Here is a 16,906-nt window from a genome sequence, read left to right on the forward strand (position 1 = left end):
TTGGCGACTTATCTGATCGCTCATTTCACACTGAGTTCCCTTCGCAGGTGATCTACACTTCGGAACAGCTATTTAGTATGAAAGCAGCACCTACGCGAAACAAAGCCAACTTCCAATCAAACCCGTTAGTTGCTGTTATAAAAATTGTTAGAAATATTATAGCAACCATAATAATCATCAAGCTCAGTGCTATTTTTCTCCAACGATCAGCGGCGACTTTATTTGAGTTTGCTATATTTTGATAATTTCCTGTGATTCCAATATTACCAATTATCTGTAACAAATTTGATGCATCTTTTTTATTTTCCAGCAATTTATCTAAAACTTCTTTAGCCTGACTTTTCTGTCCTTCCAATTGCTTTGAATATTTTTCATTATTTTCAGATATGATAGCATCAATTTTTAATTTGTTAGTTTCTAATGCATCTGTAAGTTGATTTTCAAAATGTTTAGAGTAATTGTTGTAGTTTTGCTCAAAAATTTTTAATTCAGAATTCATATCATTTAAAAAATTCGATTTAATAGCTTCTATTTCATTATTAAGTTTATCTAGTGAGATATTGTTTATATCGTTGTTTTTACTTATATCAGATTCAAGATTTTTAATTCTACTTAATTGTTTTCCTGATTCCGATTTTAACTCAGATATAGAATTAGACAATTCATCTTTTTTATTCCTTAAATCAATTAACGAATTTTCAGCTAATTTCTTGAATTCAACTAGTGAATTAGTAAAAGACTCTTTAGATATCTTTTCCTTAGAAACTGGCAGCGCATTAATTTGAGAAATATAGTTAGTTACATGACTTTGCGTATTATTTAAGTGCGCAATATTTTTATTGGAAATATAATGATTTAATTCATTACTAATGATGTTTAGATATTCATTTGCTTTATCTAGATTTGCGAAATTAACCAATGCTGGAATTATATTATTTAGACATACTTCTGAATAAGATATGGCTTGTTTTATCTTATCCAAAATATCAATAATATTTAAATCTTCAGTTATAAGTGCATTATTATTCAATCTTTCGTTAAGATTGTTGATGTTAGTATGTATTGCATGCTCTGCAAACTTATCATCCCACTGAGACATTAAAACTCCCTTTTTCGCTAAGCGTGAATTATAATTATTAGTGGTAAACTAAACGCAACTACAATCTAATACAATGATTTTATTAATTCTCTAGATACCAGATAACGCCAGTTCCCCTTGGCGCGGCGAAGGAGCGTTGGGCAGCCAATGAGCAATCGAGGCATGGATGCCGAGAAGCAACGCTGAGCCATGGATGGCGAATCGGTGCGATTTGCGAAGATGGCAAACCATAAGCCCGTAGCGTTTCGCGACGTGGGGAGGCAGGGGGTTTGATAAGGGGGCGAAGCCGTCTAGCCCCCTTATCCTCTGGTGTGGAACGAGTAGTTCCACGACTTTAGCAACCGCAGGTTGCAATGGCTGCAAGCCATTCAGCATTCGCAAACGCAGTTTGCGTCAATCAAAAGCGCGAAACCGTTTCGCGCCATCAAACGGCCTAATCCTCTGGGCCTGCCAAGGTAAACATCAAATTCTTCCGCATATCCTTAAGCACCACCCCTTTTTTCAGCATCGCTGTGCTTAACCGCTTTTGCCACTTCAACAGCTCTGGCGCGGCCGCCGCTAACGCTGGTTCATTCTCAAACTGAAAATACAACAGTAATGAACCGGGAAATAGCTGGTACTCAACGGCAAACCAACATTGCACCATGCCGGGAATTTCCGCACGGGCTTGGGCTTCAAGAGCATCCGCAACGGTCTGCACAATCGTTTGTTGTTTTTGTTGTACTTTCGAGAGATTTTTCATGGTTGAAACCTGGTTGTTGAAGCCCAAATCAGGGGCAAACGTGCCACGCAACGCCGTATAAGCCGAGCATTTTACATGTTTTTAAAAGTGACGACAGCCATCGAAAAATGAGGACAGCCACCAATTTAATTCAAGCTAACGCACTGAATTAATAGGCAATACCAATTCCCCTTGGCGCTGCACAGGTGCGTTGGGCTGCCATTGAGCAATTAAGGCATGGCCGTTCTCGGACATCCATGTCCTTCACGGCATTTGGGCTTCCTGCCCGACAGATATCGAGAAGCAACGCTGAGCCATGGATGGCGAATCGGTGCGATTTGCGAAAATGGCAAACCATAAGCCCGTAGCGTTTCGCGACGTGGGGCAGCATGGGGTTGTAAGGCCGAATACTCATCGGTGATGAGTGTGCTTATGAGCGCGAGCCATAGATGGCGAGCTGGCCGTTAGACATGGATGTCATTCGAGGCCGTCCAGTCCCCTTGTCCTCTGGTGTGGAACGAGTAGTTCCACGACATTCTGCAAACGCAGTTTGCATAGGCGCAGCCTATTTAGCCGTAGTGTGAGCACGCAAGCTCACAACACTCACTTTTGTGCTAACAACTGCAACACCGCGCCAGTGCCGGTGTGTTTAACACCTTCAATCACTTGCCGATCCAACGCTTGCAGATGCAACATATTCAGCGCCGCTAATTCGCTAGCGACTTCATCTTTATCCAGCAGCATCTCCACCGCTTTGGGGCCGCCAGTGCCGAACTGTAACTGTCTTGGGGTATAACCTTCTAGCAGGAATACGCCGCCCGGTTTCAATCCATCAATCACTTGTTGATGCACGCGTTTACGCAGCGGTGCTGGCAGGTGACAAAAAATAGAGACGATAGCGTCCCACTGATTTTCACCAAAGCTGAACTGCGCCAGATCGGCCTGAATATAGTCAACGCTGACCCCATATCGCGCCGCCAGTTTCTTCGCTTTGGCAATGCCGACGGCGGACAGATCGACGGCGGTTACCTGATAGCCCTGTCGTGCCAGATAGACTGAGTTACGGCCTTCGCCATCACCGATACATAACACCCGCCCCTGAGGCAGATCACTGCTGTGTGCCAGCAAAAATTCGTTGGGTTCACTGCCGTACACATACTGCTCGGCACTGTAGACATCATCCCACATACTGCTTCCTTGGTTTTTGTAACAGTCACTGCAACCATAGCGGCGACCATGGTCGCCTTCTATAAATTTTTTCTAATGTATCATAAATGACAAACAACCGCACACGCTTAACGATTGACGTCCACCAGCACCCGCCCCTGAACTTTTCCGGCCAACAAATCACTGGCGGTGGCAATGGCTTCGCGCAGGCCGATTTCACGGGTGTTGTGATCGAACATGGTTCTCGGCAGCCATTGGGCTAACTGCTGCCAGGCGGCAATGCGTTCGGCCTTAGGGCGGGTAACGCTGTTAATGCCCAGCAGACTGACACCGCGCAAAATAAACGGCGCGACCGTTGCCGGAAAATCCATGCCCTGAGCCAGACCACAGGCAGCCACGGCACCATCTGCTTTGGTGGCGGCGCAGGCATTGGCCAGCGTATGACTCCCGACCGAGTCCACCACCGCCGCCCAGCGCTCCTTGGCTAAAGGTTTCCCCGGTTGGCTCAGTTCGCTGCGATCAATGATGGCGCTGGCACCTAAGGCTTTCAGCGAATCCGCCAGTTCAGGACGCCCGGTAGCTGCGACCACCAGATAACCTTTGGCAGCGAGCAAGGCAATGGCAAAAGTACCGACACCACCGTTAGCACCAGTCACCAGCACTTCGCCTTTTTCGGGGGTCAACCCTTGTTTTTCCAATGCCATGATGCACAGCATGGCAGTGTATCCGGCAGTACCAATCGCCATGGCATCTCGTGCCGAGAAAGCATCCGGCAGCGGGATCAGCCAGTCGCCATTAAGGCGGGCAAACTGTGCCAGGCCTCCCCAGTAATTTTCACCGACGCCCCAGCCGTTCAGCAGCACTTTGTCACCGGCCTGATAATCTGGATGAGCGCTTTCAATCACGGTGCCCGCGAGATCGATCCCCGGCACTAACGGGAATTTACGCACCACCGGCCCTTTGCCGGTGATCGCCAGTCCGTCCTTGTAATTGAGCGTACTGTAAGCCACTTGAACCAACACGTTTTCGGGTGGCAATTGCTCGGCTGACAACTGCTGTAATTCACAGCGGTAACCTTGTTCATCTTTATTGATTATCAATGCGTTGAACATCTAGAACTCCCTGATCCAGGCGGTAAATGTGTGCAGCAGTGTAACCAGATTTGCATGCAGAAATGAAGTTAGCGATTAGTCCCATCAATTGAAGCCATTGGGTACTAAGCGTTAAGGACTATCACCACAGCAAGCACCGGTGACTAGGAGTGCAAGGGGGCTCAATGAGCTGCGATGATTGGATAGAGGCATTAGGCCAAGCATGCCAGCAGAATTGAGCAATCGCGAACCAAAAAATAATCCGGTGAGGTCACCGGATTATCTACGTTGTCGTTAACTGAGTGGGACAGGCAAAAAGCGCCTAACGGAACCAGTTGGTCTTACTCAATTCAACAATTTCATCGCCACGGCCGTTGATGATGGCTTTCATCATATACAGGCTAAAGCCCTTGGCGTGTTCAAACTTGATTTGTGGTGGCATTGCCAGTTCCTGCTTGGCGGTATCTACTTCGACCACTACCGGGCCTTCATCATCAAACGCATCCCGCAGCGCCTGTGGCAAGGCTTGCGGATCGGTCACATGAATGCCGCGCACACCACACGCTTCCGCAATGGCGGCAAAACTTGGGTTTTGCAGATCGGTATCGTGTGACAGATAACCACCGGCCTTCATTTCCATCGCCACAAAGCCCAGAGAACGGTTATTGAACACCACCACTTTGATCGGCAGTTTAAGCTGGCGCAGAGATAACAGGTCGCCCATCAGCATTGAGAAACCACCGTCACCGCACATGGCGACCACTTGCCGCTGGCGATTTTCCGCCTGAGCCCCCATCGCCTGTGATAAAGCATTTGCCATAGAGCCATGGTTAAACGAACCAATCAGGCGCCGCTTACCGTTCATCTGCAAATACCGCGCAGCCCAGACTGTCGGGGTACCAACATCGGCGGTAAATACCGCATCTTCGGCGGCGGTTTCACTGATCAACCGTGCCAGATATTGTGGGTGGATCAGGTTGTGAGAAGTTTTCCCATTGGCCAGATCATCCAGATCTTTACGCGCGTCATGGTAGTTTTTCAGGCACTGATCCAGATGGCTACGCGAGCGGCCTTCGTCAATCAATGGCACCAATTCTTTCAATGTGTTTTTGACATCTCCCAGGACGCCAAAATCAATCTGGCAATGACGACCGAGTGACGCAGGATTGTTGTCCACCTGCAGAATGGTGGCTTTTTCCGGATAGAACGCCCGATAAGGGAAACTGGTGCCTAACAACAGCACCGTATCCGCCTGCCGCATCGCGTGATAACCGGAGGCAAAACCAATCAGACCGGTCATGCCGACATCGTAAGGATTGTCATATTCCAGATATTCTTTGCCGCGCAGCGCGTGAACAATAGGTGCCTGCAGTTTGGCTGCCAGCGCCACCACTTCATCGTGCGCTTCGGCACAACCGGCACCGCACAGCAGTGTGATGTTATTGCTGCTATTCAGCTTCTGCGCCAGCGTTTCAATGTCTGCTACGGCAGGTGTATAGGTGGCCGGCTTTGGCAGACTCCATTTGGGATTGACACCTTCCGGCATCGGCTTCAAAGCGACATCGCCCGGCAGCACGATCACCGCCACGTCACGATGCAATATGGCCTGACGCATAGCAGTCTCAAGAATGTATGGCATCTGCTCTGGATTGGAGACTAATTCACAGAACACACTACATTCTTTAAATAATTCCTGAGGATGGGTTTCCTGAAAATAGTTAGTGCCGATTTCAGCCGATGGAATATGAGCAGCTATCGCCAATACCGGCACGCGGTTGCGGTGACAGTCAAACAAGCCGTTGATCAAGTGCATATTGCCGGGACCACAGGAGCCCGCACACACTGACAATTCCCCGGAGATACTGGCCTCGGCGCCCGCAGCAAATGCCGCGGTTTCTTCATGCCGAGTCCCCAGCCACTCGATAGTACCGATTTTTCGTAGGCTGTCGCTGATACCATTCAGAGAGTCACCGGTGACGCCCCACATCCGTTTAACACCCGCTTTGCTAAGAGTATCTGCAATGAAATACGCAATGCTTTGCCCCATAACGATATACTCCACTATTTAATATCACCAAAAACAGATTTTTAATTCAGTGATTCATTGTTTAATAGATGAATAGATTAAAATTCTCTTACCACACACATCATCCTCTCGTTAAAAAGTGTGCGCAAGATCAAATTTATGGGTTCGTTAGGGTAAGTTTTTATATCGATATAGCGTTGAATTCTATTCAGGCATAAAAAAGGCCCTTCAAATGAAGGGCCGGAATGAACTTCTCAAAGATTGAGAAACTCAGGGTTCAGAGTCCGCTGTAACGACCAGGTTTATGGTTAACAGCGAGAACAAAATTTGTCACAACGGCACCGAATACCGACAGTGCCAGCAGCCATGGGCTGATGATAAAGAACGAGGCAATCACGATTGAAGAATCCAATACCATCTGAAATTTGCCCGCGCGGATATTGAATTTATCCTGCAAATACAAGGCTAAGATATTGAAACCACCAAGGCTTGATTTATGTCTGAACATAATCAACATGCCTGCGCCCAACAACAATCCACCAATAACTGATGAATAGAACACGTTCACTTTGGAGAAGCCAAGTACCATCTCCATGTGATCACTCATGACCGACACAACGACGATGGAGACAAAAGTCTTGATGGTAAAAGCTTTACCCATCCGGCTCCATGCCAACCAGAAAAACGGCACGTTGAGTAACACAAACCACTGTCCAAATGTCAGTGGTGACAGGTGGGTTAATAACAGGGATAACCCCGCAGTACCACCTGTAAGTAAACCGGCCTGACGTAGAAAAAACACGCCCAGCGATACAAAACAGCTGCCGATAAAAATGGCAGAAATATCCTCGAGCAAGGAATGTCCCTGCTTGGGAGTTTGTATAGTTTCCATGAAAACACCGTTATTATAATGATTAAAATTGCACTAGAAGTGCCATTTTAGTCACCACTTTGCATAAAAAGATAGCGTCAGAATAAATCTGGCATCCGCGGTAGTGGCAAAATTATTGAACACGTTTGTAACATTCTGGTGCAATCAAAGAAAGTACGTTTTTGAGAACAATGAATTCTAAAATGTAGCAAATATCGTCTACAGCCATTGATTTCACTTATATTTACAGATAAACAATATAGTAAATTTATGGTTGATTGCAGCAAATTTCTGCAGCTAACAACGTTAACACAGTGGTGATTTCTACCAATTTTACACATTCGCTAAAGTTCACCCTGCCTTTTTCATCTATCTGCATAAGTGCCAGGTATCATCCCACCAAAATATTTAACAGTTAAGAAACATTAGTGTCATCTAAATCTTCCAAAATCGGTGCTGACCGGACAGATTGCCGGCACAAAATCACTACAGGAAATCACGCGAGGATAGCAATGAAAACCCGACCACAGGTTCTGACCGTGTTGGCTGCAGCGATGGCAAGTGCGTTTATTTGCCACACCGCAAATGCCACCGTTTTGCCGACTTCTCAGACACAAAGCAGTTGGTTCACCGCAGGCGCTGACGCAGTAGCCGCCAAGGTTGCCGAAGTTCGTAACACAGGCACCGCCAAAAACATTATTTTCTTTGTCGGTGACGGTATGGGAGTTTCCACGCTGACTGCTGCCCGCATCTATCAAGGGCAAATGGCAGGGCATACCGGTGAAGAAAATCGCCTGAGCTTTGAGACCTTTCCATACAGTGCACTCTCAAAAACTTATTCCGTGAATCAGCAAACGCCGGATTCAGCGCCGACCATGACTGCGATGATCACCGGCGTAAAAACCGAAGATGGCATGCTGTCGGTTTCATCAGACTCTATTCGCGGTAACTGCCTTTCCAGCAAAGGTAATGAACTGAAAACGGCACTGGAATTAGCAGAAGATCTGGGCAAATCCACCGGCGTTATCTCCACCGCCCGTATCACTCACGCCACCCCGGCCGCTACTTATGCGCATACACCAGAGCGTGACTGGGAGGCCGATACCAATCTGACCAAAGAAGCTGTCGCCAATGGCTGTCACGACATCGCTTACCAACTGGTGATGGATGCACCGGGAGACGGTCTGGAAGTCGCACTGGGTGGCGGCCGCAGTTATTTTCTGCCTAATACAGTGACCGATGGCGAAGGCGCCAAAGGTCGCCGCGCCGATGGTAACGATCTGACTGCCGCCTGGAGTGAAAAATTCTCTAATGCGGTCTATGTCTGGAATAAAGAAGCGTTTGATGCGGTTGATACCAGTACCACGGACCATCTGCTTGGATTGTTTGAAGCTTCTCATATGCAGTATGAAGCGGATCGTGCCGACGATGTGGCTGGCGAACCGTCATTGGCCGAAATGACCAGCAAAGCCATCGATATTTTGGCGAAAAACGACAAGGGCTATTTCCTGATGGTAGAAGGTGGCCGTATTGACCACGCCCACCACGCTGGCAATGCTGCTCGCGCCCTGGAAGATACGGTTGCGTTGTCTGATGCTGTGCAGGCGGCAATGGATAAAGTCGATTTACAGAACACCCTGATTATTGTCTCGGCTGACCACAGCCACACCTTTACCATTGCCGGTTATCCGGCCCGCGGCAATCCTATTCTCGGACTGGTGCATGAGCCGAATGATGAAACCATCAGCACTGCGCCTTCGCTGGCGGCTGACGGTCTGCCTTATACCACGCTCGGTTATGCCAATGGTCCGGGGGCCAAACAAGGCGCGCGTGAAGACCTCACCGCCGTAGATACCACGGACGTGGAATTTATGCAGCAAGCACAAGTGCCGCTGAGCAGCGAAACCCACGCCGCGGAAGATGTGGCCATTTACGCCACCGGTCCGGGCGCCTGGCTATTCCAGGGCAACGTTGAACAGAACGTCATTTTCCATGTCATGAACCAGGCGGGCGCTCTGGGTGGCAGCAAGTACTGATTTGAGGGATGCAAAAATGAAATTGAAAGCAATTGTACTGGCCATGATGACCCTGTCTGCACTGACATTAGCGGGTTGTGGCAGCGATGGTGAAAAAGGGGCAACTGGAGCAACAGGTGCTACCGGCGCCGATGGCAGTAATGGACAAGATGGTACTGATGGTCGTGATTATACCGCCGCCAACGAGTGGTTTATGGCGGGGCAGGATGCAGTCACTAAAGCCAGCGGCAACAGCATCAGTGACTCGGCTGGCAAAGCTAAAAACATCATCCTATTTGTGGGCGATGGTATGGGAATTTCTACGCTCACCGCCGCCCGTATCTATCAGGGCCAGCAGCAAGGCGAAAGCGGTGAAGAAAACCGCCTCAGCTTTGAAACCTTTCCCTATTCCGGACTGGTGAAAACCTACTCTGCCAACCAGCAGACACCGGATTCCGCGCCAACCATGACGGCGATTGTCACCGGTGTCAAAACCAAAGATGGCATTATTTCAGTATCGGATGCCGCAGTGCGTGATCAGTGCAGTACCAGCACTGGCCATGAGGTGATGACCGCCCTGGAGCTAGCAGAAATTGCCGGCATGAGTACCGGGATCATTTCTACCGCACGCCTGACCCATGCGACACCGGCAGCGACCTACGCCCATTCAGTCGAGCGTAACTGGGAAGCTGACAGCGATATGCCGCAAGCGGCGCTGGATGCCGGCTGTAAAGATATCGCCTCACAACTGATTGATTTCCCTTATGGTGATGGTCCGGAAGTCGCGATGGGTGGCGGCCGTACCTACTTTATGCCGAATACCGAAACTGATCCTGAATATGGTCGGGCCGGTCGTCGCAATGATGGTCGGGATCTCACCACAGAGTGGACCAGCAAATACAGTGACGGCGCTTATGTGTGGAATCGTGCCCAGTTTATGAGTGTCGATACCAGCAGTGTTAAACATTTGCTCGGTCTGTTTGAAAACAGCCATATGCAGTATGAAGCAGACCGGGTCAACGGTGATGGTGCCGGTGAGCCATCGCTGGCCGAAATGACCAGCCGCGCACTGGATATGCTGAAGCAAAACGACAGCGGCTATTTTCTGATGGTGGAAGGCGGCCGTATCGACCATGCGCACCATGCGGGTAACGCTGCGCGGGCGCTGGAAGACACGGTGGCATTGTCTGACGCGGTGCGCGTTGCCATCGAAAAAGCCGACAAAGACACGCTGATCCTGGTGACTGCAGACCACAGCCATGTGTTCACCATTGCCGGATATCCCGTGCGTGGTAATCCGATTCTCGGTCTGGTACGCGGTGTCGATGCGAGTGGTGCTGCCGCGACAACCTACAGTACCGACAGCAACGGCATGCCATACACCACCTTAGGTTACGCCAATGGTCCTGGCTTTGGCTTCGGTAGCGCCGCGGTCAATACTGACAGCAACCGCCCCGATCTGAACCTGTATGCAGTGACCGACGTTGATTACCGTCAGGAAGCCACGGTGCCACTGGGCAGTGAAACTCATGCGGGTGAAGATGTCGCCGTCTATGCCAAAGGGCCAGGCGCGCAACTGGTCACCGGTTCAGTGGAACAGAACATGTTATTCCATGTGATGAACTATGCCGCCAATCTGGTGGGTCGTGCAGAAGCCGCACAAAACTAATGCCCTGCCCTTGCAGGAACAGCTACCTCACGTAGCTGTTCCTTTTGATTGGAGTTATTCAATGAAAATTCTGCCAATACTGCTGTTTCTGTTTCCCGCCATCGTCAGTGCGACTGAGTTCTGTCCCAGTAACCGCCCAACGGACGCTTGGGGCGTCAGTTACCAACTCAGTGGCGACAAGCAGGGAACCTTACTGTTGCTGCGCCAGCAAGCGCAAACGGCTTTTTACAATCCACAAAACCAAATCGCCGAATGGTGGCGCTTTGACAATCCAAAACATCCGCAATTCAGCCGAGTATTTGGTGAAGCCAAACGTCGAATTGATTACTACGCTGGCGATTTACGCACGCTGGGTGTACAGGTATCTCAGGCCGAGATCGAGAGCTTTACTTCAGAACATCTGCGACAGGTGCTGACCAAGGTGCCCCAATCGAGCTGTGCCACTGCCGAAGCCTACGAAGGTGAATATCAGCAGGTACATTATCAGTTGTTATGGAGTACCACTTTAGGTCTGCCTTTAGTGCTGGAAACCGAGGTCGGGGGCAAAGTCAGCCGCTGGCAAGCACAGCAACTGCTCACCAATGACACCGTGAAACAACAACTGCAGCAATGGCAGCGCTATCAACGCACTGATTTCGCAGACGTGGGTGACAACGAACAAGACCCATTTCTGGCAAAAATGATCAATCAGGGGTTTGTTGAACACAGTGAACATGCGGCATATGACAGTCATGGCCATCCACTGGGCAATCATGGCCATTAAGCGCCAACAGGTAAAAGCCGATGTCTACACATCGGCGTTTACTCTATGCAGACTTAGAAATGGTAGGTAACAGAGGCATAGACCCGGCGGTGTTCACCGGGGAACAGACCGGTCCGGTTAATCAAACCACTTACCGCGTAGGCTTTATCAAACAGGTTTTTGATGTTGAGCTGGAATTGCCATTGCCGCCAATGCGTTTGCCAGGAAGCGTCAAATACCGTGTAGGGTTTAATCCGCCCACCTTCCTGATCAAACTGTTCACTGACGTAATCAGCCCCAAACGCAATTGCTGAATCAATCGCGGCAATATCATAACGTGTCCATAAGCCCAATTGATGTCTGGGGGCATTGGCAAAGCGGTTGCCATAGGCACGGCTGATACCATTAGTGGCATCCTTTACCACGGTATCGTTGTAGGCATAGTTCAGATTCAATACCCAGTGTTCGGTGAGATCGCCCATCAGATCCAGCTCTACCCCTTGGCTGCGGACTTTACCCAATGCCAGCAGCTTGTCAGTATCGTCCGGGTCTGTCTGCAGAATGTTTTCCCGCACTATGTGATAGGTCGCCAAGTTGAGGTTTACCGCGTTATCAAACCAGAAGCTACGGATGCCGGCTTCTGCCAGCTGGCTTTCCTCTGGATCAAACGGCCCGCCCTTGCTACTGAGTTGGCTGCCAGCATCCTGAGGCACAAACCCTGTTGCCCAGGTAACATACGGGTGTAAGTGGTCATTGATCTTATAGGTACTACCGATGCGGTAACTCAACCCGGTATCATCGTAGTTGTCGCGAGTTTCTTGAATATTATCAACAATTTTGTCATCAAAACCATCGAGGCGTAATCCTGCCAGAACATCCCAAGCGTCAGTGATCCGCCACTGATCCTGCAGATATAAACCGTATCGCACTGCGGTCGTATCTGAATCCGTATTCAGCTTTAACTGGTAACTGTCGACGTCAGTCACGCCGTATTGAGGGTCGGTATAACTCAGACCTAACACGCCACCAGAAGCCGTGGCCCGCAGATAATAGAAGCCCTCTTTTTGCCGAAAAATGTCACCGCCAAAGAGCAAGGTATGTTGGCCTAACTCTGCAATCAAATTGCCGGTAACTGAACCCGCTTGGGTGTCGCGGGTTTGATCGCGATATTGACGTTCGGTCCAGTCAGCAACACCATCACCATCGGTATCGTCCATACTCACGGGTTCGTGATATTTCTGTACCTCCGTGTTTTCAAAGTAACGGACCGTGAGATTACCACTGAGCCAACTGTTCATGTCGTGGTCGAGTCGCGCCTGATAAACCGTGGCATCTAACTGTTGATAGTCAGACTGTTCATTGCTATTCCACTGCATGCTGGCGAGAAAATTGCCATCTTTATCTGCGGGGATCCCTCGTAGACGTGCACCGCCATAGTTTTGATGCACATCAGTGAGTTGCAGCATCAGCGTGGTGCTATCGCCCATATCGAAGGCATATCCGGCATCAATAATCCGGTTACCTTGATCGGTATTGTAGCGGTAAGGATTCTCGTGATCCTGATAAACGCCCAGGCGATAACGCTGGTCGCCACTGTCGGTGACGGGGCCGGTTAACTCCACGCTACCACTGACAAAATCGTCGTTACCGACTCCCAGTTTGATGTTGTTGTTACGCTGATAAGCCGGCTTTTTCGTGACATAGTTGATCAGTCCGCCGGGGGAACCGGCACCATAAATCGCGCCGCTGGGGCCTTTTAGCACCTGTACTTGCTGGATATTAAACAGTTGCGGAATGGCAAAACCGTTAAACGGATCGCCGCGAACACCGTCATAGAGAATTTCGTCCTGATGGAAACCGCGGAAAGTGACAGCCGAGTAGGCATACTGACTGACGCCACTGATGGAACGATACAGATCTGTCACTTCCAGCGCCGCCTGATCTTCTATCAGACTTTCCGGCAGGATCTGAATTGACTGAGGTGTACGTTCAATCGGGGTGTTGGTGCGGGTTGCTAAGGAACCATCGTCCTTACGATAAAGCGACTGAGCACGACCGGTCACCGTAAGACGCTCCATACTGGCATCCTGACGGGTAGCACTGTCGTCAGCTAGTCCCGGCAATGAATACAACACACTAATAATCGCGAGATAAATGGGAGAGATAGGCTTCATTTCGTATCCTGAATATAAGCACCTCATAAATTTTGATGCGATCGTAAATGATAGTAGTTATCATTTCAATTAATATATTCAGATAAAGCGACGCCCAATCTCAAACGGTGAGATCACTAACCGTGGCAGCAGAAAGCGAGGCTTTAGTGTGGCTGAGAACTGAAATAGCGCTGTTGGAATTGAGCCGCTGTCACCGGCTTAGAAAACAGGTAGCCCTGGAAATAGTCACAGTGCAGATTACGCAGATAAGCCTTCTCTTCGATGGTTTCCACCCCTTCCGCGACCGTATGTAAGCCCATCGTGATGCTGAGTGAAATAATGGCGCTAACAATCCCTTGTTTCTTCGGATTATGATGAATATCGGTCACAAACGCTTTATCGATTTTCAATGTATCGATAGGAAAATCATACAGATAGGCAAGACTAGAATAGCCGGTACCAAAATCATCAATCGAAATACTGACGCCGATGTGCTTTAACGCTCTTAAAGTATTGACGGTATAGTCCAGATCGCCCATCGCCACTCGTTCCGTCACCTCCAGTTCTAACCATTGCGCAGGCACCTGATAACGATCCAGCAGGTAGATAATCTCATCAACAAATTGTGGACGCTGAAACATCGGCAGAGACAGGTTGATGGCAATCGGGCATGGCGTAAAGCCTTGCTGCCGCCAATCACTGAGCTGACGGATGGCCGCCTCAAGCACCCAACGGTCGATCATGACAATCTGCCCAGATTCTTCGGCCAGAGGAATAAAATGCCCAGGTGCCAATTCCCCCCGCTGCGGATGATACCAACGAACCAAGGCTTCAGCACCAATCAGGGTGTCGTCCTGAATATTCACCTTTGGCTGGAAATGCAGACATAACTCATTGTTATTAATCGCTAATGCGAGATCATGCTTGAGATTGAGTTTTTCCAGCGCATTAGTTTGCATATCGGCGGAGAAAAATACATAGGTGCCACGCCCGGCACTTTTAGCACGGTACATCGCCGCATCGGCACTGCCTACCAGATGATCAATGGTGATGCCATCGGAAGGGGAAATGGCAATCCCGATACTGCAACCAATGTTGATCACTTTATCGCCCACTTTCACCGTTTTGCTCACTGTGGCTATCAGCGCTTGCGCCAACTCAATCGTGGCGACACTGTCGTAAGGCGTCAGTAACAGGAATTCATCGCCACTGAAACGAAACAGGGCATCATCGACATCAACCTGCTCTTGCAGACGTAGCGCAACGGCTTTGAGCACCTCATCACCAAACTGGTGCCCCATCGCGTCGTTCACATGTTTGAAATCATCCAAGTCGATGAACATCACCGCCAGTGAACGTCTGGTTTTTTCAGCCTGATTACTCATTTTAAAGAACACATCACTGAGCCTGTTGCGATTGGGCAGGCCGGTCAGGGTGTCAAAGTTAGTCAGTCGGCGGGCATATTCTTCGGCCTGATGCTGACGCGTCACGTCTTCCATCACGCCAATAAGATGCTTAATTTCACCACGTTGATCCGTCACGGTAGAGATGGTGCCGCGCTGCAAATACAGTTCGCCATTTTTACGTTTGTTCCAGAACTCGCCGGACCAACTGCCTTTATCCAGTATGGATTGCCACATGTCACGATAGAACTCATCGGACTGCTTTGAAGATTTCAGCAACCGCGGATTTTTGCCCATCACTTCATCCACAGTGAAGCCGGTGATCCGACAAAATGACGGGTTAACGTTAATGATGTTACCTTCAGGATCGGTGATCACTATCGCTTCCTGGCTATATTCAAACGCTTCGTAGCCAAGTTGTAGCTTGATATGGTCATCTAAGGAGGTCAGCGCGAAGCTGATGTCTTTTACCAGGTCTTCAAACAACCGGTGGATATCATCATCAAAAATGGCTCCGCGACTGTCGAAAACCGTGAGCACACCGTGGATGTAACCAGAGCGATAGATAGGAAATGACACTACGGTGTTGTAATGGCAGTTCCAGTCGCAACCGCTGCAGCAACCGGTGTATTGCAAAGCACTGTAGCCGCTGCTATCTAACACCCGATCCAGTTCTAGCGGAAATGCAGTGCCGCCATGAGTGCAATCATGTTCCGGATAGACATATCGCCAGTCAACGGCATAGGTATGTGGTTTCTCAGGTTGCCCAGTATAAGGTTGAAAGACGGTAATGCAGGTCTGCTCCAGCCCGATATCTTCGGTGATAATGCGACAGACTTTACTGAAAATTTCCTGCTCGGAGCTGTCAAAACCAATAAGATTCTGATTAACCGTGCTTAATGCTTCAAACATCTGGCGGCTACGACGACTGCGATTAAACGCCGCGACTTTTTCATTGATCAGCACGCACACGGCCAGCTTGACGCTAAACACGACAAAGATAAAAAATGCCAACAAGACAAAATCGTTTAAGCGGGAATCCAGCCCTTCATCTATCGCCGTCGTCTGCATTGACCACAGTGCTACCAGCCCCACACTGCATAACACCAGGCTATTAAATCTGATAGAAAAGCTGACGGCATATAGAGCTAATACAAACACCAGCAACAAGATTTGTAGCGGAAGTTTATGAGCAAAAACAGGATAATGGCTAAATGTCCAGACAGAAATCACCAAAGCCAACGCCCAATAAAACCCGGCCTGAAGAGAATTGTCCTGCTTTGCATACCGGTCCGTCGGCATAAAAACACCGTAAACAAACAGCGGTGTAAATAATAAGGCCGATAAGCCAAGGTTGCAGATCCACCTCGACCATTTCAGTACATAGGCATCAACCCCGGCGACCGGCAACAATGCCGGGAGATGACTGACAATAAACGCTGGCAGGATCGCGCCAACAAATAGCAGTTTCACCATGCCCTCAAAGGTGGAAAATCCTTGAAAGCTTTGGCTAAACATTTGTAGTAGCCAAGCCCCCAGCAATCCTTGGGCGACCACAGTGATTGCCAGTATGACAGCCGCAGGTAGGGGTTCATGATAAAAAGTGATGCTGGCGACGATGCTCAGCAAAGACACGCCAACAATGGGCCAGAAATCGTTAGGGACCGGTTTGGGTTTGACCACGCGCAACGCCAGAACCAACGCCCCTGCTGCATCCAAATGTACTAAGAAATGGGATTGTTGGAACAATAATCCCAACGCTACGGTAAGCACGCCATAAGCAACAACAATAAGTAAACTGGTAAGCTGCGCCGAGCCGTCGCTTATTACTTTTAGTTGTGCCACTAATTGGCGAATCATAACGTCATCCTTAATCCTGCCAACAAATGCTTTGGCTACAACCCATTGTGATATGAACCGCTTAAACCCGACGCGCTAACTGCGAGGGT

11 protein-coding genes are annotated in these 16,906 nt (G+C 49.2%); 3 read left to right on the forward strand and 8 right to left on the reverse strand.

The window, feature by feature from the left end:
* Positions 1–52: 52 nt before the first annotated feature.
* From PY479_RS16085 to PY479_RS16110, 6 genes are all read right to left on the reverse strand, one after another.
* Entirely contained in the window at positions 53–1,099 is a 1,047-nt protein-coding gene (locus tag PY479_RS16085; RefSeq protein ID WP_275484382.1) for a hypothetical protein, read from the reverse strand.
* Between the two features lie 433 nt (positions 1,100–1,532).
* Positions 1,533–1,841, reverse strand: a complete 309-nt coding sequence (locus tag PY479_RS16090) for a hypothetical protein (RefSeq protein WP_275484383.1) — start codon at positions 1,839–1,841, stop codon at positions 1,533–1,535.
* A 582-nt stretch (positions 1,842–2,423) separates the two neighbouring features.
* On the reverse strand, positions 2,424–3,008 hold the full coding sequence (locus tag PY479_RS16095) for a class I SAM-dependent methyltransferase (RefSeq protein WP_275484384.1): 585 nt from the start codon (positions 3,006–3,008) through the stop codon (positions 2,424–2,426).
* 107 nt (positions 3,009–3,115) lie between these two features.
* Positions 3,116–4,099 carry an MDR family oxidoreductase gene (locus tag PY479_RS16100; RefSeq protein WP_275484385.1) on the reverse strand — a complete coding sequence of 328 codons (984 nt, stop codon included), beginning with the start codon at positions 4,097–4,099 and terminating at the stop codon, positions 3,116–3,118.
* A gap of 301 nt (positions 4,100–4,400) precedes the next feature.
* Positions 4,401–6,125: a ubiquinone-dependent pyruvate dehydrogenase gene (gene poxB, locus PY479_RS16105; protein WP_275484386.1), complete on the reverse strand. Its 1,725-nt coding sequence runs from the start codon at positions 6,123–6,125 to the stop codon at positions 4,401–4,403.
* A 256-nt stretch (positions 6,126–6,381) separates the two neighbouring features.
* Positions 6,382–6,996, reverse strand: coding sequence for a YitT family protein (locus PY479_RS16110; protein WP_212594396.1), 615 nt, complete (start codon positions 6,994–6,996; stop codon positions 6,382–6,384).
* A gap of 491 nt (positions 6,997–7,487) precedes the next feature.
* On the opposite strand from PY479_RS16110, the gene PY479_RS16115 reads away from it, so the two are divergent.
* From PY479_RS16115 to PY479_RS16125, 3 genes are all read left to right on the forward strand, one after another.
* Entirely contained in the window at positions 7,488–9,011 is a 1,524-nt protein-coding gene (locus PY479_RS16115) for an alkaline phosphatase (protein ID WP_275484387.1), read from the forward strand.
* 16 nt (positions 9,012–9,027) lie between these two features.
* Entirely contained in the window at positions 9,028–10,659 is a 1,632-nt protein-coding gene (locus tag PY479_RS16120; RefSeq protein WP_275484388.1) for an alkaline phosphatase, read from the forward strand.
* Between the two features lie 61 nt (positions 10,660–10,720).
* On the forward strand, positions 10,721–11,422 hold the full coding sequence (locus PY479_RS16125) for a hypothetical protein (RefSeq protein WP_275484389.1): 702 nt from the start codon (positions 10,721–10,723) through the stop codon (positions 11,420–11,422).
* A gap of 53 nt (positions 11,423–11,475) precedes the next feature.
* On the opposite strand, the gene PY479_RS16130 is transcribed toward PY479_RS16125, so the two are convergent.
* Positions 11,476–13,575 (reverse strand): TonB-dependent receptor, encoded by a 2,100-nt coding sequence (locus PY479_RS16130; protein WP_275484390.1) that lies wholly within the window; start codon positions 13,573–13,575, stop codon positions 11,476–11,478.
* Between the two features lie 143 nt (positions 13,576–13,718).
* On the reverse strand, positions 13,719–16,817 hold the full coding sequence (locus PY479_RS16135; RefSeq protein WP_275484391.1) for an EAL domain-containing protein: 3,099 nt from the start codon (positions 16,815–16,817) through the stop codon (positions 13,719–13,721).
* Positions 16,818–16,906: the final 89 nt, after the last annotated feature.

This window comes from Shewanella sp. A32, assembly GCF_029167175.1.
In the GTDB taxonomy this organism is placed as follows: Bacteria; Pseudomonadota; Gammaproteobacteria; order Enterobacterales; family Shewanellaceae; genus Shewanella; species Shewanella yunxiaonensis.